Raw genomic sequence first — 16697 nt, forward strand, 5'->3', positions numbered from 1 at the left:
CATGATGACACGACCCACAATTGGTTTCTTTGGCGCATTGATGGCAATCGGCGGCTTCCTGGCGGTTCGCTACGTGCAACACAAGCGCACGGGCCAGGTCTCACCGGCGCGCGAGCTGAGCCGCTGGGAAAACGAGGGCGGCGCGGTGGCGGCGCCGGCGACTTTGTCGACCGAGCTGGCGCCCGCCTCGCACAGCGCCAACGGCTCGGGGCAGGTCAACGGCGAACCCCGCGCATGGCCGTTTCCGCGCGGCTGACGCGGTTCGCTCGAATGCAACGCGGCCTGCGGCCGGCGCCCGGAACGGGATTGTTAAATGAATCTTATAAAGCCGTATAATAGGCAAATAGACAACAATGACGTCGAAGTTGGCGCGAATTTGGCCGTTATTGTTGCAATTTTTCATCAAATGGTCGGCGGAACGGAACGCAGTCGATTCCGCGTCATGCAGCCGACCGGACCCAGCCGCATGCCGATTGGCATGTTCCGCATATTTTCTGACCCACGCTTGCAGGCTTTCGAAACGCGATGCCACATGTACTCATAGTCGATGACGACGCAGGTACCCGCGAGGCACTTTCCGCCGTCATCGGGGAAGACGGGCTGACCACCGCCACCGCGGGCGATCTGCGCGAAGCGCGTATTCAACTGATCCGGCAGATGCCGGACGTCGTTTTCACCGACCTGAAGCTGCCCGACGGCAGCGGGGTCGATCTGTTCGAAGATCTCGATCCGCGCTCCGGCGTCGAAGTGATCGTGATCACCGGCCACGCGACGGTCGAGTCGGCGGTCAGCGCACTGAAAATGGGCGCGGCCGACTACCTCGTGAAGCCGATCAACATGCAGCGCGTGAAGTCGATCCTGTCGCGCCTGCCGCGCGCCGGCGACCTGAAGGCCGAAATCGGCACGCTGCGCGGCGAGTTGCGCCGCATGGGCCGCTTCGGTCTGATGCTCGGCAATTCGCCGGCGATGCAGGAGGTCTACGACCAGATCAGCCGCGTCGCGCCGACGGCGGCCTCGGTGATGCTCGTCGGCGAATCGGGCACCGGCAAGGAAGTTGCCGCGCAGACGCTGCACGAGCTGAGCCTGCGCCGCAAGCACGCGTTCCTCGCGGTCAACTGCGGCGCGATTTCGCCGAATCTGATCGAATCGGAAATGTTCGGCCACGAGCGCGGTTCGTTCACCGGCGCGGACCGGCAGCACAAGGGCTATTTCGAGCGCGCGAACGGCGGCACGCTGTTCCTCGACGAAATCACCGAGATGCCGATCGAGCTGCAGGTAAAGCTGCTGCGCGTGCTCGAGACCGGCATGTTCATGCGCGTCGGCACGACCAAGGAAATCGAAACGGACGTGCGTCTGATCGCGGCCACCAATCGCGATCCCGAGCAGGCGGTGCTCGAAGGCAAGCTGCGGCTCGATCTGTACCACCGGCTGAACGTGTTTCCGATCAGCCTGCCGCCGCTGCGCGATCGCGGCAAGGACGTCGAGCTGCTCGCGCAATCGTTCCTCGATGAGCTCAACGAGCGTCACGGCACGAAGAAGCATTTCCCTGTCGCGGTGAAGGACATGCTGCTGTCGTATCCGTGGCCGGGCAATGTGCGCGAGCTGAAGAACTACGTGCAGCGCGCGCACATCATGTCGAGCGGGGATTCGGATAGCACGGCGACGGTGCCGTTGCAAATCACGCTGTCGAAGCCCGCGGCCGGCACCGCGATCACGATCCCGTTCGGCACCTCGCTCGCGGAAGCCGACCGTCAACTGATTCTCGCGACGCTCGAGCAATGCGGCGGCGTGAAGACGCGCGCCGCGGAAATTCTCGGCATCAGCCTGAAGACGCTGTACAACCGGCTCGTCGAGTACGGCAACGATGCGCGCGACGACGGCGATCCCACCGACGAATCACGCGCACTCGGCGGCGCGGACGCCTGATTCGCGCCTCGTTCGCACGTCATCCGCGTCCCCAGTATCCGCCCGCTCGGGCTTCCGGGCGGGCACCCGAACGGCACAAGCCTTGCTGCGCTCCGGTGGAACGCAAAACGAGGTCACCGACATGCCGCACCTGCCGCCGCATCTGTCGCATTACGCCGCCGCTTCCGCGCCGTCCAGGCGGTTGCACGCTCATCGGCCCGAACCGGTCGAGCCGCCCACTGCACCGCCCATCGCGCCGCCGGACCCGGCCGAACCCGACACGATCCCCGGCCCGACACCCGATCCGATCGAACCCGTCGAACCGGTCACGCCGCCGATCGGCGATCCGCCGCCGCAGCCAACGCAAACGCCTCAGGCCGTCGACCGTCCGTCGCGACCGCGGCAATGTTGATACGACCGTCGATGTCGGCGCCCTGTCGCGCACTCGATGGAATCACATCCGCACTGCAAGGCGTCATGCCCTGGGTCGGTGCAGAGCATTGCTGTACTTGTTACAAAGCCGGCGCATGTTTTACCGGCAATTTACGGTTTCGCCCCCTAGACTGTAGGGATGCCGCGACAAGCGGCAGGCTTCCCCCGGAGGCACGATCATGAGACACCCCGCATTGCGACGTTCCGCGCGGCACTCCAAGCGCGGGCCACGGCCGGCCGAGGTCGAGACTGAGCCGGTCGCGTCGCCGGACCCGGCCGCGCAGAATCGGATCGCCCCGCATACGCCGCCGGACGGCGAGCACAACCAGGGCGGGGTGCGTCAGGAAGGCCTCGAATACCAGCGCGATCTGGGCTCGGAGCAGGATGCCTGAGGCAGCGTAGCACCCGGGCGGGGTCTCCCGGCGACCGGGATGCCGGTAAGAAAGACCTCCGCATTCATCGGATTTAACAGAAAAATTTTCTTCGCCATCCGTGATGATTGCGGGGATTCGCTCGTTTGTCACATTTCCATACAACTTTATTCCGGTATCTCATATATCGGCACGATGATTGCATGCACCGTTTTGGCGCAATTCCGCATACAACGAAACAATGGAGCACTAATGAGCAGATTGATCGTGGTATCGAATCGTGTCGCACCGATTCAGGAAGCGCGTCCGGCAGCGGGCGGCCTCGCGATCGGCGTGCTGGACGCACTGAAGGAGACCGGCGGCGTCTGGTTCGGCTGGAGCGGCGAAACGGTCAGCGAGCCATCCGCGCCCGTGATCGAGAAGCAGGGCAACGTCACCTACGCGACTGTGGGCCTCACCAAGCGCGATTACGACGAGTACTACCGCGGTTTTTCGAACACCACGTTGTGGCCGACCTTCCACTATCGCAACGACCTGTCCCGCTACGACCGCGAGGACTATGCGGGCTACCAGCGCGTCAACGCGACGCTCGCCAGGCAGCTCAAGGAACTGCTCAAGCCCAGCGACATCATCTGGGTGCACGACTACCATCTGCTGCCGTTCGCGCGCTGCCTGCGCGAGCTCGGCGTGAAGAACCCGATCGGCTTTTTCCTGCACATTCCGTTTCCGGTGCCCGAAGTGTTGCGCACGATTCCGCCGCATGAAGAACTCGTCAAGGCGATGTGCAGCTACGACGTGATCGGCTTTCAGACCGAGGCGGATCGCCAGTCGTTCGTCGACTATATCGAGCGCGGTCACCATGGCACGTCGAGCGAAGACGGCATGGTGCACGCGTACGACCGCTTCCTGAAGGTCGGCGCGTACCCGATCGGCATCTATCCCGACGCGATCGCGAAGGCCGCCGAGCAGTTCACCGACCGCAAGGCGGTGCGCAGCCTGCGCGACGGCATGCGCGGGCGCAAGCTGATCATGAGCGTCGACCGGCTCGATTATTCGAAGGGGCTGGTCGAGCGCTTCCAGGCATTCGAGCGGCTGTTGCAGAACGCGCCCGGCTGGCACGGCCGCGTGTCGCTCGTGCAGATCGCGCCGCCGACCCGCGCCGACGTGCAGACCTATCAGCGCATCCGGCATACGCTCGAAGGCGAGGCGGGCCGCATCAACGGCCGGTTCGCGCAGCTCGACTGGACGCCGATCCAGTATCTGAACCGCAAGTACGAGCGCAATCTGCTGATGGCGCTGTTCCGCCAGTCGCAGGTCGGCTATGTGACGCCGCTGCGCGACGGCATGAATCTGGTGGCCAAGGAGTACGTCGCGTCGCAGGATCCGGCCGATCCGGGCGTGCTCGTGCTGTCGCAATTCGCGGGCGCGGCCGAGCAGCTGCCGGGCGCGCTCGTCGTCAATCCGTTCGATCTGTCGCAGATGGCCGAAGCGCTCGAACGCGCATTAGCGATGCCGCTCGCCGAACGTCAGGCGCGTCATGCGGACATGATGGAGCCGATGCGCGAGAGCAACCTGTCGGTGTGGCGCGATACGTTGCTCGATGATCTGCGCCACGTCGCGACCGCGTCTTCGGTGACGGCCAAAGCGGTAAAGCTCGCTGACGTGACGGCATCGCCCTGAGCCGACAGGCGCGGCCCGCGCGGGCGGGCGGCGCGTGTGTGCCGCTCACGTCGTGCATGGAGTGACAGGGAAGATCAAGGCGAAAAGGCGTGCATCGCCTCGTGCGATGCGCGCCTTTTATCGTGCATGTCTTGCGCGCGTAACGGCCACACCCCTCAGGCCGGCTGCGCCGCCTTCTGCGTGACCCGCATCGTGCTGACGACCGCCGCGACCGCCGAGAACCCCGCGGCCACATACAGCGCGATGATTGTCCCGCTCTGCGGCGCGACGCCGAAGATCAGCGCGACCAGCGCCGCGCCGAGCGTTTGCCCGGTCAGGCGCGCGGTGCCGAGCATGCCGCTCGCGCCGCCGCTGCGTTCGCGCGGCGCGGACGACAGCATCGTGCGATTGTTCGGCGACTGGAAGATGCCGAAGCCCGCGCCGCACAGCGCCATGCGCCACGAAATCTGCAGCGCGTCCGGGTGAGGCCCGAGCGTCGCGAGCAGCAGCAGGCCGACCGTCATCGCGGCGAGCCCGACGCCGCCGAGCCAGCCGGCCGATATCCTGTCCGACAGCACGCCGGCAATGGGTGCCGCGATGATGATGATCGCGGGCCACGGCGTCATCAAAAGACCCGTTTCGACCTGCGACATGCCGAGCGTTTCCTGCAGCAGGAACGGCAGCGACACGAACGCGAGCATCTGCGCGCAGAACGAGCAGACCGACGTGCCGATCGACAGCGCGAACACCGGAATCCGCAGCAGGTCGATCGGCAGCAGCGGGGCGGGCCGCGTCAGCTGGCGACGCACGAAGAAGTAGCCGATGACCAGCGCTCCGAGCGCCTCGAGCGTCACGTAGCCGAAACGCTCGCCGTGGCCGAGGCCGTCGACCGCGAAAATCAGCAGGCCGAACACGAGCGCGTTCATCACCGCGCTCAGATAGTCATACGGGGATTCGTGGCCGGGGTTCATCGGCAGCGCCTTGAAGCCGCCGACGATCGCCGCAATCCCGATCGGCACGTTGATCGCGAACAGCCACGGCCAGCTCGCGATCGCGAGCACGCCCGAGGCGACCGTCGGCCCGACCGCCGACGACACCGCCACCACCATCGCGTTGATCGAGACGCCGCGCCCGAGCTGGCTGGGCGGATAGATCATGCGCACGATCGCGGTGTTCACGCTCATGATGCCGGCCGCGCCGAAGCCCTGGACCACTCGCGCGAGCGCGAGCGTCGCCAGCGAGTTCGACAGCGCGCAACCGAACGACGCGACCGTGAACAGGATCAGGCCCGACAGATAAATGCGCCGGTAGCCGATGCGGTCGCCGAGCGACGCGAGCGGCAGCAGCGAGATCGTGATCGCGAGCTGATACGCGTTGACGACCCAGATCGACGCGGCGGCGCTCGCATTGAGGTTGCGCGCGATCGTCGGCAGCGCGACGTTGGCGATCGCGCTGTCGAGCACCGCGAGCGTCAGCGAGAGCGCGATGACGAGCATCGCCCAGTAGCGTTGTGGGACCGGTAGGCCCAGTTCCTTGCCTTCGAAGCGGGAAGTGGAGGGCGTCGAGCCGTCCGTGCGCGGGGAGGGTGCGTGCATCGATTGTTTGATTTGTCGGAGATGTTGGCGCGCCTGTGCGCGGCTCACGCGCTGGCCGCTGCGGGCGTATCGGTCGGCGCGGCGCCGGCGTTACCGGGCGCCGGCGCCGCGCGTGCGTTATTTGAGTTCGTAAAGGCCCGTGTGGGTCGTCGAATCGATTTCGTTCAGGTGCGTCATGAAGCGCGCGACCGCGTTGGTGGTTTCCGCGCTGACCGGCAGATGCGGCACTTTCAGCGCATGCAGCCGGAAGATATAGCGATGCGTGCGATCGCCGCGCGGCGGCGCGGCGCCGCCGAAGCCGACCGTCCCATAGTCGTTGCGCACCTGCATCGCGCCCTGCGGCAGCAGCGAGCCGTCGGCCTTGCCGGCGTTGCGCGGCAGCGAGCGCGCGTCGGCCGGAATGTTCACGACGACCCAATGCCAGAAGCCGCTGCCGGTCGGCGCGTCGGGATCGTGAACGGTGAGCGCGAAGCTTTGCGTGTCCGCGGGCGGCGCTTCCCATTGCAGCGACGGCGAGATGTTTTCGCCGTCGCCGCCGAACGCCTTGTCGTTGTACTCGTGGGCCCTCGGCATGAAGCCGTTGGTGGGAAAATCGTCGGACCAGAGACGGAAGTCAGCCATGATGTGCCTCCCTTGTTGATTGGTTCTGGGATCGTCGGAGTTCGCGATGTCGCGGCGGGCGAGGCGCATCTCGTGGCATACCGAAGCGCGTGAGGACGTGCCGCGAAAGCGCCGGAAAGCACCCGGAAAACGCCGCCGAAGCGTGCCTCGAAGGCATCTCGAAAGCGCGCCGGGTGAGCCTTTCGAGTGTAGCACCAGCGGCCGCGAGACCCGCGCGAGCCGGGCAGGTCGCGCGCGGTTTTCAGCCGCGTTCCTCCAACTCCGGCGCGTCGCTTCCGATCCACGCGACGAGCCGCTCGATCACGCCCGCGATATCGCGATTCGCGCCCCGCAAAGCGCATTCCCACACGACCGCGACGCGCCAGCCGCTCGCGAGCAGCGCGGCGCGCACCTTGTCGTCGTTGCTGCGATTGCGGCCGATCTTGTCGCGCCAGAAGTCGGGCCGCGTCTGCGGCCATTTGAACAGATGACAGTCGTGGCCATGCCAGAAGCAGCCATGCACGAGCACCACCGCGCGATAGCGCGGCAGCACGATGTCGGGGCGGCCGGGCAGATCGCGCGCGTCGAGCCGGAAGCGCAGGCCCCGCCGATGCAGCAGGCTGCGGATCAGGATCTCCGGCTTGGTGTTGCGGCCGCGAATGCCGGACATCATCCGGCTGCGCGTCGCGCTATCGACGATATCGACCATCGTCAGCGGGCCAACGGGTCGCGCGGCCGCTCACGCGTCGAGCGGCAGGGAGTGTTTCGACGCATCGCGGGTCGGGTGGGCAAGCAGGGTTTGCACATGCGGCAGCATGATACGCGCCACTTCGCGCATCACCGGCATCACGACGCTGTTGCCGAACTGCCGGTAGGCCTGCGTATCGCTGACCGGAATCCTGAAGGTGTCGGGAAAGCCCATCAGTCGCGCGCATTCGCGCGGCGTCAGGCGACGCGGGCGCAGCGCCTCGCCCTGATAGACGAGAATTTCGGAGCCGTCCTTGTGATAGCGCGCCGACAGCGTGCGCGTCACGCTGTCCGGATAGGCCATGCCGAAACCGAAGCCGTTGCCCGCCGCACGATGCTTGGCCGCGTAGTTTTGCAGATACGCCCACAGCTTCGGGGTGAGCGTGTACTTCGGCTGCACGCGGCGCGCGGTGTGGTCGAAGAAGCGGTCGTGGTCCCACGGCAGCACCGGGTCCGTGCCGTCCGTGCGATGCAGGATCGCGCCGAGCCGCGGACCCTGTTCGGGCAGGCGCAGGTCGTCCCATGTGAACCCGGTCTTGCCGCGAAAGCCCACCATGATGATGCGCTCGCGATGCTGAGGCGTGAAATGCTGGCCATCGATCACGCGGTAGTGCACCTCGTAGCCGAGCTCGTCGCGCAGCGTTTGCAGGATCACGTCGAAGGTGCGGCCCTTGTCGTGCGACAGCAGGTTCTTAACGTTTTCGAGCAGGAACGCGGCGGGGCGCTTCGCGGCGATGATGCGCGCGACGTCGAAAAACAGCGTGCCCTGGGTCGTGCATTCGAAGCCGTGCGGCCGGCCAAGCGCGTTTTTCTTGCTGACGCCGGCGATCGAAAACGGCTGGCACGGAAAGCCGCCGAGCAGCACGTCGTGGCTCGGCACGTCCTCGGCGGGAAACGTGACGATGTCGCCGATCAGCGCGTGCGCGCCGCCGCTCGCGGAGTTGTCGCCGTGATTCTCGCGATAAGTCCGCGTCGAGAACTCGTTCCACTCGCTGGTGAACACGCATTCGCCGCCGTGCGCCTCGAAGCCCATGCGAATGCCGCCGATACCCGCGAACAGATCGATGAAGCGGAAGCGCGCCGCGTCGCCCGCGTGTTGCGCCTCACCCGCGCCTTGCCGCAGCAGATCGCGCAACGCGGGTTCCAGCATCGCGGGACAAGGCGTTTCACCTTTTTCCCAGCGACGCACCGTCTTGATGTCCTTGCCGACATGGGCTGCGATTTCGCGTTGGGTGAAACGGGCGCGCGCCTGCTTGAGCAGGTCGAACGGGGCGGCGAGGGTCACGTGGCGTCCTTGCTGGGAATTTTTGCGGACATTATGACCTAAGGTCGTCCCTTTTCCCTATTGTCGGCGCCGATTGATCAGGAATTTTTCGCGATACGTCGTGCCGCTGCGTTTGTCTGCGGCGAACCATGCCTGTCACGAATGCGGATATACGCTCGTCCCGTGACGCTGTTTTCCGGCGTTGCGACGTGTGTTGGCGGCCGCGACCTCGTGCCCGGCCGCTTTTTTTGCGGCACGCAAGACGAGCCGCGTGCCGGCTTGGCGCCACGCGTGCGGGTGCAGCGGGTGGGGCGGATGCGCTCAGGCCGACTTCACCTTCTTCACCGGGTCAGCCGGCTCGCATCGCGAGGTCGGCGCGGGCGCGAAGCGTTCCCATTCGGGCAGCGGCGTCGAGGCCAGCCGATCGAGTTGCAGCAGCAGGCTGTCGACTTTGTCCAATTGGGCGGTAGAAAGCTGGCCGCTGTCGACCAGCGCGGTCAGTCGTTTGCGCCAATAGGTGGCTGGCAGGATCGGACCGCCGAAATCGCCGCGCAGCGATACGTGCATCACCCGCGCGATGTGCGCGATGTCGTGATCGATCAACGCAGCTTGCGATGATCCCGAAATCGTAGTCTCCGTGCGGTCCATGACTCCTCCCTGAGCGCATTTACGGCGGTGCGCGGCGAGACTTTAGGCCTTTTGATAAAAAATTTGCCCGATCGCGCGTCGGCGTTCGTCGGTGCCGCGGCCCGGCGCGCGCAGCAGCTCCCAGGAACAGCCGTTGCTGCTTCCCACGCACCGGCGCAATACCGCGCCGGCATTTCCGTCGACTACGCATATGGGAGCCGAGCATGAACAAGGATCAAGTGAAGGGCGTTGGCGAGCAGGTCAAGGGCAAGGTCAACGAGGCCGTCGGCAAGACCACGAACGACCCTGCGAAGGAACTCAAGGGCGACCTGCAGCAGGGCGCCGGCAAGGTGCAGAAGGCCTATGGCGATGCGAAGGAAGACGCCAGGGACGATGCAAAGCGCGGTCGTCACTGAACCCGTTCGATGCAGGTTGCCGTAACGGCGGAGGCGTCGCGATCGTCGCGGCGCCTTTGCTTTTTGTACGGCGCAGGTCGGACACGACGCGTCCGATTTCACCAGTTGGCTCACGGCTGACGTTGGCGCGGCGGCCGGCCTGGGAGTAACCCGTGATCGCGATGATCGGCATTCCGCACGCGCTGCGAGCCCTTTAGACTTGGCGCAATCCCATCAGGAGGTCGCGCCAATGACACCCGAAAAGATACTTTCGATGTTTGAACGGCAGTATTTGGAAGGCAAGGCGCCGCCCGATCTCGAAGCGACCTGCGCGAACTTCGCGACTTGGCTCGCGGCCGCGTGGGAACTGCTCGACGGCACCGAAAAGACGCTGCTGCTGACGGTCGGCGCGGCGCTGTGGCGCGAGGGCTTCAACGTGCGCGCGGGTACGGCGACGAAGGACTTGTGGTGAACCGCCGATCGCGAACGGCGCTGTTGCCGCAGCGTTTGTAGGGTCTTCACGCGGCCTCGCACGCGTTGCGGCGAGTCGGTTTATATTGGGCGGTCTTGCAATTTCTGTCCCATAGGGCGACCCGAACCCATGACCGATTTATCCGCTTTCGCGATCACGAAGAAATGGCCGGCCGAGCATCCGGACCGGATTCAGCTCTATTCGCTGCCGACGCCCAATGGCGTAAAAATCTCGATCATGCTCGAGGAAACCGGCTTGCCGTACGAGCCACATCTGGTGCGCTTCGATACCAACGATCAGATGACGCCGGCGTTTCTGTCGTTGAACCCGAACAACAAGATTCCGGCGATCCTCGATCCGAACGGTCCCGACGGCAAACCGCTGTCGCTGTTCGAATCGGGCGCGATCCTGATTTATCTCGCCGATAAAAGCGGCCGGCTGATCCCGCGGGACGCCGCCGGGCGCTACGAGACGATCCAGTGGGTGATGTTCCAGATGGGCGGCATCGGTCCGATGTTCGGCCAGGTCGGCTTCTTCCACAAATTCGCCGGCAGGGAGTACGAAGACAAGCGTCCGCGCGATCGCTACATCGCCGAATCGAAGCGGCTGCTCGGCGTGCTGGAGCAGCGCCTGGAAGGGCGCTCATGGGTGATGGGCGATCAGTATTCGATTGCCGATATCGCGATCTTCCCCTGGGTGCGCAATCTGGTCGGCTTCTATGAGGCGGGAGAACTGGTCGGCATTCAGGACTTCCCGAACGTGCGGCGCGTGCTGGCGGCGTTCGTCGAGCGTCCGGCGGTGGTGCGCGGCCTGAATATTCCGCAGCGGCCGGGTTGATGGCCTGTTGCGCGCGCTCGCCGCGCTGGGCGTCGTCGCGTTTCATACCGACGGCATCGTCGCCGCGCATGGCTGGCTCGTCCGTGTTTTTCCGCGCGTGAGCGCCTGGCATGCGCTGTCGTCGTTTCTGGTGCTTCGACGGTTTTTCGTGTCCTTGAAATTAAGACCGCTGAGCGCGTATAACCTTTGAGGTGAGTAAAGTTCTTACCGGCTTGTCGGGCGAGAATCGCGCGACAGCGCTGTGATGCGACCGGACGAAAAGGTGAAGCAATGAGCGCCGTTACATTGTTCGCGTGGTCCGTTCCGGCGTATTTCCAGGATTCCGTGGTCGACCATACATGGGTGACGACCTACGACAGCCGCGTGAAGATTTACCCAGCGCTGGCGGACGTCCTGATCGCGGGCGAGCACTATTGGTACAGCTGGGGCGGCTTCCACGCCCGAGGTGGGACGCCGGTCAGTGCGGATGGTTTTTTGGCTTCCGGCGCGGCAAATCTGCTTTATGCTAGTTGTCTATGTAAGCCCGATGTGGACTCGAACATCGATCCGGCCGCTCGTGGAACGATCTTCAGCTATGGTCGCGATGGTGTATGCCATCAGCTGTCAAACCAGATTCTTTGGGCGACCGGCAGCGGTGGAGCGGCTCCAGCTACCGTCCGCATGTCGAGGGGCTACTGGTTGAGCATCGCGATCTTCGGACCATACGGCAAGCAGCATGCTGCATGGGCGAGCAAGAAGATTCAGTGCTCGACACCAAGCGGGAGTGATGCGATGAAGCCAGGACATCAGGAATCCGATGTCGACGATTTTCAGGAGCATCTTCAGGCGACTTTGAAGGGTCCCGACGCGGATGCGAAAATCAAGTCGTTGATGAATCATCGACGCGCATTCATGGTGCGGGTCGAGCGTTTGCAACCTGCCCCGCAGGGCGGCGATGTTCCGTCCGCCTCGGAGCTGAACCAGGCCTATTCGTCTTTTCTCCACGACGCTGCTGACATTCTGGGTCCCGAGGACTTCGAGCGAGTTTTTGGTGAACGCCCAAAGGATCAGATGAACGTCGTCGATCCTTCGATATACGAGCAAAGTATCCGTCGGCCGATGCAAAAATAATGGAGCCGCTGGACTGGCGTCGTCTCAAACGCGTTTCGCGATCACCGTCGTCGAACTCGCAATGTCGAGATTCTTTTTTGCGCTTAGCTGCTTCACAAACGATCGATCCAGCAACGTCGGCGGTCCTTGCAGAATTTCTTCGACCGTGAGCGCCTTGAATTCCTTCAGCGCATTCTCGTCGAGACCATCGGCCCATTCGCTCATGATCCAGTAAATCGACCAGATGGCCGATGTAGTAGTGATGCGGGTAGCCGTGAGTAGGTTGAGTGAGCGGAACCACCACGACCAGATCGCCTCCTGGCTTCAACACGCGAAGAATCTCTTTGGCGCCAGTGAATGGGTCCTTCACATGTTCGAGGACATTCAACGACAGAAGGCCATCGAACGATGCATCTTTGAATGGCAGAACTTCGCCGACACCTCGCACATCGGTGGATGGATAGTTGGTGATGTCGAAATTGATCACGTTTTCGTAGATCGCAGGACGGCTGCCGGCCCCACAATCCAGAATGATCCCCGACGGATGGCGCTCGATCATACTCAGTGCATCCTGATCGTACAGATTGCTTCCGGCCAGGTCCGAGTCGTAAATGTCGAACTGGGAGCGCAGATCGGGCGACAAAAAATCGAAATATTTTCCGTCGTCTCTAAATGGCATATCAGTGCGAAGGACAGACGTTATTCTTTTTCTTCGTTCCTGCCTGGATTGGGCCGCCACCTGTGCATCTTGCCTGCGATGACTTTCGGCGCTTCCGAAAACTTCGAAATGCGATCTTCCCGATCGTAATGCGCCGAGCCTGACGGCCTCCGCGACGTCCGGATTTGCGGCGAGATAGGCCTGCTCACAAAAATTCAACGCGGTAACGCATTCAAGCGCTTGATCCATGTCGGTCCTCGGAAACGTTTCGAAGTCGGCTCGCCGATTATAGCGATCTGAGATTTCCGGGAGCGGCCTGATTTTCCGGGGTTGTCGAACGGGTGGTTTGCCTGGAAGGCGGATCGGCAACAAAAAGCACCGCAGCGCAAGGTGTGCGGGGCTTTTAAGAGCACCGGTGGCGGTTGGTCCCCCTGACAGAATTTATACGTCAAGGCTGGCGGTGTTTGCGGGGAGTTTTCGATTTTTTGTGCCCCCCACCTGTGCCCCTAGAATCGGTCTCCTGAGGAAAAACGGGTGCGATTCCTGTGTGACTTAGATGTCGCGCAATCGATCGCCGGGCGATTGATTTGCTTGTATAGCCCCTAAAGCGGGGCCGCTTCATATCCGGCGTCACATAAGGGAGTAGTTTTTCGCCGCTTCGCCGCCTCAGTGCTGCTCTGCATTCAGCAGCATCTAGACTCGTCTCCTCCTTGGAGGAATCCTTGCAAGTCCGGTTTTTCGTCCGGCCTTTTTGGCGCCTCGGCGCGCGCACGGCCGTGCGTGGTGACGCATGGCGGACCGGCGCAGGGACGAGTGTCAACGATTGTGTCGGATCTGTCGCTCCGTTCCCGGCTTTGTGCTACATAGCCTCTTCAAATCGCTTTTGGAGGAGGCACAAGTTGATGGGATTACAGACAGATGGCGATTGACTTCGACGTCGGAACGCATCGGCGCTGCACGCTCTACACGCGACATGAGTATCACGGTAATGCCCTGAGCAACGAGGCGCGCGCCGGCCGCCAGCTCATTACCTCGGCAGGACTGCGGGAACTCACGCGCGACAGACGTCAGCTAGCGCGGCTCGTCGAATTCATGCGCAACGCGCGCAGTGGCGCATACGCGAGTAGCGCTGCTCCAGAGCAGACCGCCCGGGCGCTACAGAACGCCGTCGAACGTGGCGATGTGATCGCAGTCGTGCCCACGCCGCGTACGTCGCGCGGAGGCGGTGCGCCTATTGAGCAGAAGATCCGGCCGTACTACGCGACCGTCACGCCGTCGCAGCTATTCAGGCGCTCGCTGCCTGTGGTGAGTGCCGGGCGTTCATTCCAGCGTCCAGTACTTCCGCGACTGGCCGCCGACGATGATCTCGCCATCTGGTTCGCCCGCCCCGGTACGTGCTTCCGGATGGAACCATCGCTACGCCGGTATCAACGCCGCTTGGCGATGCGCAGGCGTTCGACTATCAGCCCGACATGCCGGGTGGCGCAGCAGATGAAGTTGCCGGGATGCCGTTCAAAGGCACGCCGGGGACGTGGATCTCCAGTATGCCGGGGACGATGCCGCAGTTGCGTCAGTTCGGGCCGAATGGCACGCCGCCAGCGGACTTTGACCTTGAAGCGCACCACGGCAATCCAAATCCGCACGCGCACAATTGGGACGGCTACATCCGCGACGAGGGCGCGCCGGTCTCCTTACTCCCTTGGTAAATCGATATGACGGATGAAATATTGAAGGCGTGGGGCTATTTCCACGATTGGTATCTGGACAGCGTGGTCATTGGCCCGAATACCGAGCCCCGGACGCTGACGCTAGGCCTGTACCTTGCCAACAGGCGCGCGTTGGTCACGTTCAACGGCGTGACGTGTGTTTCGGTTGAGCATCTTGGCTTGCTGAATATCGTCTACGGCATTCACATCGTTGCCCCGGACGACGCGAAGCACGCGCGGGCCAGTGCTGTGCTCGAAGCTGGAGAGCGACTTACCGACAAGAAAGCCGCACTGCTTGTTTTCATCTATTCCACTCTGGGTGCCGAACTCGCGATTGAGTGTGACTCGCTTGAGGTCCATGAGACCGACTGCGGAACATGTGGCCCTCGGCTCCCGTGATCGCAAAACGAAAGCGGGACCGCCTCGCTGGCGAGCGTGGTTGCTTCGTTCAGAAGTACGCGCGTAAGGCGCACGCCCGGCATGATCCGAACGACCGCCGATACGACAGGGAGATCGAGAAAGCGATGCGGGCGGTACGCGCAGACGAGCTTTCCGAACTGCTGTCCGGCGACGGCAACGAGGACGAACTGCCAGAAGTGCTGAGCGGCACAGTGGAGATTGACGAGTACCGCTAGAGCGGGCACGAATGGATGGGCTAGTGGCAATCGAAATCCAGTCGAGAGCCGGCAACCTTTGCGTGGTCTATGCTCGAGCGGAATATTGCGGCGACGCCGGGAGTAGAGAGGTACGCGCTGGCCGCAAACGCATCGTCACTGCCAGCCCGACCACTTTGGCGAGGGACGAACCGCAACAGGTGAAGCTCGCTGAATTTCTGCGCGCTGCCTCCGCACCGTCTCACGTTCGCGGCGACTCGTCAGTGCAGATTGGGCCCATGTCCAATACTTTTCTGGGCAACGCCGGGAAGCTATCTGGTCCCTGACATCTCACATTGTCGACGTAATGCGTTACTGAGTAAGGTTTTTCATGCCGATCGCCATTGCAGATACCCCCCAAAAGTACCCCCAATTATTTTTGCTGCCCCGTTTATCCACAAGCAAGCGGCCATGGATCAACGTTGCGTTGACAACCATCGGACACTTGCCATGGTGGCCTGCTCATTCCAGATCGAACAGCGCGCGGTCAGCGGGCCGGGATAGCGCACCGCCCATCATCTGCCGGAACTCGGCCTCATCCCACTCACCGCGATCGATACGCCGTAGAACCGCCGCACCGGCGGGCATTACCTTGCGGTCGCGATCAGTTTTGGCCTGCTTGTGCGCCCGGCGGCTAGACCTTGGGCGACTTCGGCGGCTCGTGACGTGCAGGAGGTGGATCGCGGCTTGAAATGTCATAGACCGGCGGTACGGTCGCTGCCCGCGAGCATCCGCGCTACGGGCGCGAAAAACCGCAACGTTCTTGGGGGCGCCTTTTTCTGTTTCATCGAAAGCCAGGGAGATTTTGGGCGGTCGCCCATGTACGTACTGCCTGTCGCACGGTAATTATCTGACTGCTGTCAACCCCGGCAGCGACTTCAGATAGACCATCGACACACCAATGTCCCTGTCCGTATTTGAAATGCACTCCGTGGAGCTGTTCTGCCAGCGGCCACCGGGTGGCTGTTATGTCATCTGCGACGAAAGGCACTATAAAGCGTGCCTCGGCAAGGCCGCAGACCTTGAGAGGGCCAGGGCGGAGACGCGGGAATTTCTTGCTATCGCCGCACTGAATCGCAGGAAGTGGGAGGAGGACCGGAAGCTGGTCAGGAATCTCATTGGCCGCAGCTGGCTGTTTTTTCATAGGGTCCGGGACCGCGATCCTGACGCCGATGGCTGGTGGGTCATCGTTGCGCTTCTCGAAGAGCTTCGCCGGGGCAAACTGCTTGCCGTTAAAGGTCCGCGTCACGGCCTGTTTCCGTCACCGTACAGCAGCACGCCGTTAATGAATCCCGTAGTGAAGGCCGGCAGTCAGGCGAACGGCGAAACCATTCTGTCTGTGCAGTACGATCCGGCCACCTGGCAAACCCAACTGAACGCTGCCCGCGCAGCCAGAGCTAGCGATAGAGGCGCCTCAACGCTGCTCGGCGACGCGCAGCCGTTTGAGTATGTGCCTGATGCGTTGAGCGGCGATGTCGTTGAACTCGCCGCGAGCACGAACAACCCAAACTACGCGGCGAAGATGCTGGGGTATGACCGCAAGACGTTTGGGGCTATCTTGCACAGGTTCAAGCCAGGCAATGGCTTGGGGCCAGCCGATAACGTCATCTGGCATGACAACGGCGACGTGTACTTTAATGGTAACCACATCGGAAATTTTCATGACTGGGCAAACTGAGGCCGCTCC

The 16697-nt window shown here is 63.0% G+C and carries 19 protein-coding genes and 1 pseudogene; 13 read left to right on the forward strand and 7 right to left on the reverse strand.

The features are described 5' to 3' along the window. Positions 1-4: 4 nt before the first annotated feature. The 5 genes from HDG37_RS07390 (at position 5) to otsA (ending at position 4388) form a co-directional block, all read left to right on the forward strand. Positions 5-256 (forward strand): hypothetical protein, encoded by a 252-nt coding sequence (locus HDG37_RS07390; protein ID WP_018419790.1) that lies wholly within the window; start codon positions 5-7, stop codon positions 254-256. 269 nt (positions 257-525) lie between these two features. Then, the gene (locus HDG37_RS07395; protein ID WP_184045722.1) at positions 526-1926 is read left to right on the forward strand and encodes a sigma-54 dependent transcriptional regulator; all 1401 of its coding nucleotides are present in this window, start codon (positions 526-528) and stop codon (positions 1924-1926) included. Positions 1927-2047: 121 nt separating this feature from the next. After that, positions 2048-2317: a hypothetical protein gene (locus HDG37_RS07400; RefSeq protein WP_260332789.1), complete on the forward strand. Its 270-nt coding sequence runs from the start codon at positions 2048-2050 to the stop codon at positions 2315-2317. A 199-nt stretch (positions 2318-2516) separates the two neighbouring features. Continuing rightward, on the forward strand, positions 2517-2729 hold the full coding sequence (locus HDG37_RS07405) for a hypothetical protein (protein WP_184045724.1): 213 nt from the start codon (positions 2517-2519) through the stop codon (positions 2727-2729). 231 nt (positions 2730-2960) lie between these two features. Beyond that, positions 2961-4388: an alpha,alpha-trehalose-phosphate synthase (UDP-forming) gene (gene otsA / locus HDG37_RS07410; RefSeq protein WP_184045726.1), complete on the forward strand. Its 1428-nt coding sequence runs from the start codon at positions 2961-2963 to the stop codon at positions 4386-4388. Between the two features lie 155 nt (positions 4389-4543). Here otsA and HDG37_RS07415 read toward each other — a convergent pair whose 3' ends face one another. From HDG37_RS07415 to HDG37_RS07435, 5 genes are all read right to left on the reverse strand, one after another. Further along, positions 4544-5962, reverse strand: coding sequence for an MFS transporter (locus HDG37_RS07415; RefSeq protein ID WP_184045728.1), 1419 nt, complete (start codon positions 5960-5962; stop codon positions 4544-4546). 117 nt (positions 5963-6079) lie between these two features. Continuing rightward, a complete protein-coding gene (locus HDG37_RS07420) occupies positions 6080-6583 on the reverse strand; it encodes a YbhB/YbcL family Raf kinase inhibitor-like protein (RefSeq protein WP_018419796.1) in 504 nt (167 codons plus the stop codon). A gap of 241 nt (positions 6584-6824) precedes the next feature. Continuing rightward, on the reverse strand, positions 6825-7271 hold the full coding sequence (locus tag HDG37_RS07425; RefSeq protein WP_184045730.1) for a very short patch repair endonuclease: 447 nt from the start codon (positions 7269-7271) through the stop codon (positions 6825-6827). Positions 7272-7301: 30 nt separating this feature from the next. Next, complete coding sequence (gene dcm, locus HDG37_RS07430; RefSeq protein ID WP_184045732.1) at positions 7302-8594, reverse strand: DNA (cytosine-5-)-methyltransferase; 1293 nt, start codon at positions 8592-8594, stop codon at positions 7302-7304. A gap of 300 nt (positions 8595-8894) precedes the next feature. Continuing rightward, complete coding sequence (locus HDG37_RS07435; RefSeq protein ID WP_184045734.1) at positions 8895-9221, reverse strand: hypothetical protein; 327 nt, start codon at positions 9219-9221, stop codon at positions 8895-8897. Between the two features lie 203 nt (positions 9222-9424). On the opposite strand from HDG37_RS07435, the gene HDG37_RS07440 reads away from it, so the two are divergent. From HDG37_RS07440 to HDG37_RS07455, 4 genes are all read left to right on the forward strand, one after another. Next, positions 9425-9616 carry a CsbD family protein gene (locus HDG37_RS07440; RefSeq protein WP_184045736.1) on the forward strand — a complete coding sequence of 64 codons (192 nt, stop codon included), beginning with the start codon at positions 9425-9427 and terminating at the stop codon, positions 9614-9616. 229 nt (positions 9617-9845) lie between these two features. Next, positions 9846-10067 carry a hypothetical protein gene (locus HDG37_RS07445; protein ID WP_184045738.1) on the forward strand — a complete coding sequence of 74 codons (222 nt, stop codon included), beginning with the start codon at positions 9846-9848 and terminating at the stop codon, positions 10065-10067. Between the two features lie 129 nt (positions 10068-10196). Continuing rightward, positions 10197-10904 carry a glutathione S-transferase C-terminal domain-containing protein gene (locus HDG37_RS07450; RefSeq protein ID WP_184045740.1) on the forward strand — a complete coding sequence of 236 codons (708 nt, stop codon included), beginning with the start codon at positions 10197-10199 and terminating at the stop codon, positions 10902-10904. A gap of 270 nt (positions 10905-11174) precedes the next feature. Continuing rightward, positions 11175-12014 carry a hypothetical protein gene (locus HDG37_RS07455; RefSeq protein WP_184045742.1) on the forward strand — a complete coding sequence of 280 codons (840 nt, stop codon included), beginning with the start codon at positions 11175-11177 and terminating at the stop codon, positions 12012-12014. A gap of 24 nt (positions 12015-12038) precedes the next feature. On the opposite strand, the gene HDG37_RS39105 is transcribed toward HDG37_RS07455, so the two are convergent. Next, a complete protein-coding gene (locus tag HDG37_RS39105) occupies positions 12039-12218 on the reverse strand; it encodes a hypothetical protein (RefSeq protein ID WP_260332796.1) in 180 nt (59 codons plus the stop codon). A gap of 133 nt (positions 12219-12351) precedes the next feature. Then, positions 12352-12900: pseudogene (locus tag HDG37_RS40005) on the reverse strand (methyltransferase domain-containing protein); the annotation flags it as partial. 1145 nt (positions 12901-14045) lie between these two features. Here HDG37_RS40005 and HDG37_RS07465 point away from each other — a divergent pair. The 4 genes from HDG37_RS07465 (at position 14046) to HDG37_RS07480 (ending at position 16688) form a co-directional block, all read left to right on the forward strand. Beyond that, positions 14046-14357, forward strand: a complete 312-nt coding sequence (locus HDG37_RS07465; protein WP_184045743.1) for a hypothetical protein — start codon at positions 14046-14048, stop codon at positions 14355-14357. A gap of 6 nt (positions 14358-14363) precedes the next feature. Beyond that, the gene (locus tag HDG37_RS07470; protein ID WP_260332790.1) at positions 14364-14756 is read left to right on the forward strand and encodes a hypothetical protein; all 393 of its coding nucleotides are present in this window, start codon (positions 14364-14366) and stop codon (positions 14754-14756) included. Beyond that, a complete protein-coding gene (locus HDG37_RS07475; RefSeq protein WP_184045745.1) occupies positions 14753-14992 on the forward strand; it encodes a hypothetical protein in 240 nt (79 codons plus the stop codon). The genes HDG37_RS07470 and HDG37_RS07475 overlap by 4 nt, the downstream gene beginning before the upstream one ends. Positions 14993-15911: 919 nt before the next feature. After that, entirely contained in the window at positions 15912-16688 is a 777-nt protein-coding gene (locus HDG37_RS07480) for a hypothetical protein (protein ID WP_184045747.1), read from the forward strand. Positions 16689-16697 lie beyond the last annotated feature (9 nt).

Source organism: Paraburkholderia sp. MM5384-R2, assembly GCF_014201025.1.
In the GTDB taxonomy this organism is placed as follows: Bacteria; Pseudomonadota; Gammaproteobacteria; order Burkholderiales; family Burkholderiaceae; genus Paraburkholderia; species Paraburkholderia tuberum.

Bases quoted from the DNA above. Each gene is read 5' to 3' on its own strand.
- HDG37_RS07390 (WP_018419790.1), top strand. From the start codon at position 5: ATGACACGACCCACAATTGGTTTCTTTGGCGCATTGATGGCAATCGGC.
- HDG37_RS07395 (WP_184045722.1), top strand. From the start codon at position 526: ATGCCACATGTACTCATAGTCGATGACGACGCAGGTACCCGCGAGGCA.
- HDG37_RS07400 (WP_260332789.1), top strand. From the start codon at position 2,048: ATGCCGCACCTGCCGCCGCATCTGTCGCATTACGCCGCCGCTTCCGCG.
- HDG37_RS07405 (WP_184045724.1), top strand. From the start codon at position 2,517: ATGAGACACCCCGCATTGCGACGTTCCGCGCGGCACTCCAAGCGCGGG.
- otsA (WP_184045726.1), top strand. From the start codon at position 2,961: ATGAGCAGATTGATCGTGGTATCGAATCGTGTCGCACCGATTCAGGAA.
- HDG37_RS07415 (WP_184045728.1), bottom strand. From the start codon at position 5,962: ATGCACGCACCCTCCCCGCGCACGGACGGCTCGACGCCCTCCACTTCC.
- HDG37_RS07420 (WP_018419796.1), bottom strand. From the start codon at position 6,583: ATGGCTGACTTCCGTCTCTGGTCCGACGATTTTCCCACCAACGGCTTC.
- HDG37_RS07425 (WP_184045730.1), bottom strand. From the start codon at position 7,271: ATGGTCGATATCGTCGATAGCGCGACGCGCAGCCGGATGATGTCCGGC.
- HDG37_RS07435 (WP_184045734.1), bottom strand. From the start codon at position 9,221: ATGGACCGCACGGAGACTACGATTTCGGGATCATCGCAAGCTGCGTTG.
- HDG37_RS07440 (WP_184045736.1), top strand. From the start codon at position 9,425: ATGAACAAGGATCAAGTGAAGGGCGTTGGCGAGCAGGTCAAGGGCAAG.
- HDG37_RS07445 (WP_184045738.1), top strand. From the start codon at position 9,846: ATGACACCCGAAAAGATACTTTCGATGTTTGAACGGCAGTATTTGGAA.
- HDG37_RS07450 (WP_184045740.1), top strand. From the start codon at position 10,197: ATGACCGATTTATCCGCTTTCGCGATCACGAAGAAATGGCCGGCCGAG.
- HDG37_RS07455 (WP_184045742.1), top strand. From the start codon at position 11,175: ATGAGCGCCGTTACATTGTTCGCGTGGTCCGTTCCGGCGTATTTCCAG.
- HDG37_RS39105 (WP_260332796.1), bottom strand. From the start codon at position 12,218: ATGAGCGAATGGGCCGATGGTCTCGACGAGAATGCGCTGAAGGAATTC.
- HDG37_RS07470 (WP_260332790.1), top strand. From the start codon at position 14,364: ATGACGGATGAAATATTGAAGGCGTGGGGCTATTTCCACGATTGGTAT.
- HDG37_RS07480 (WP_184045747.1), top strand. From the start codon at position 15,912: ATGTCCCTGTCCGTATTTGAAATGCACTCCGTGGAGCTGTTCTGCCAG.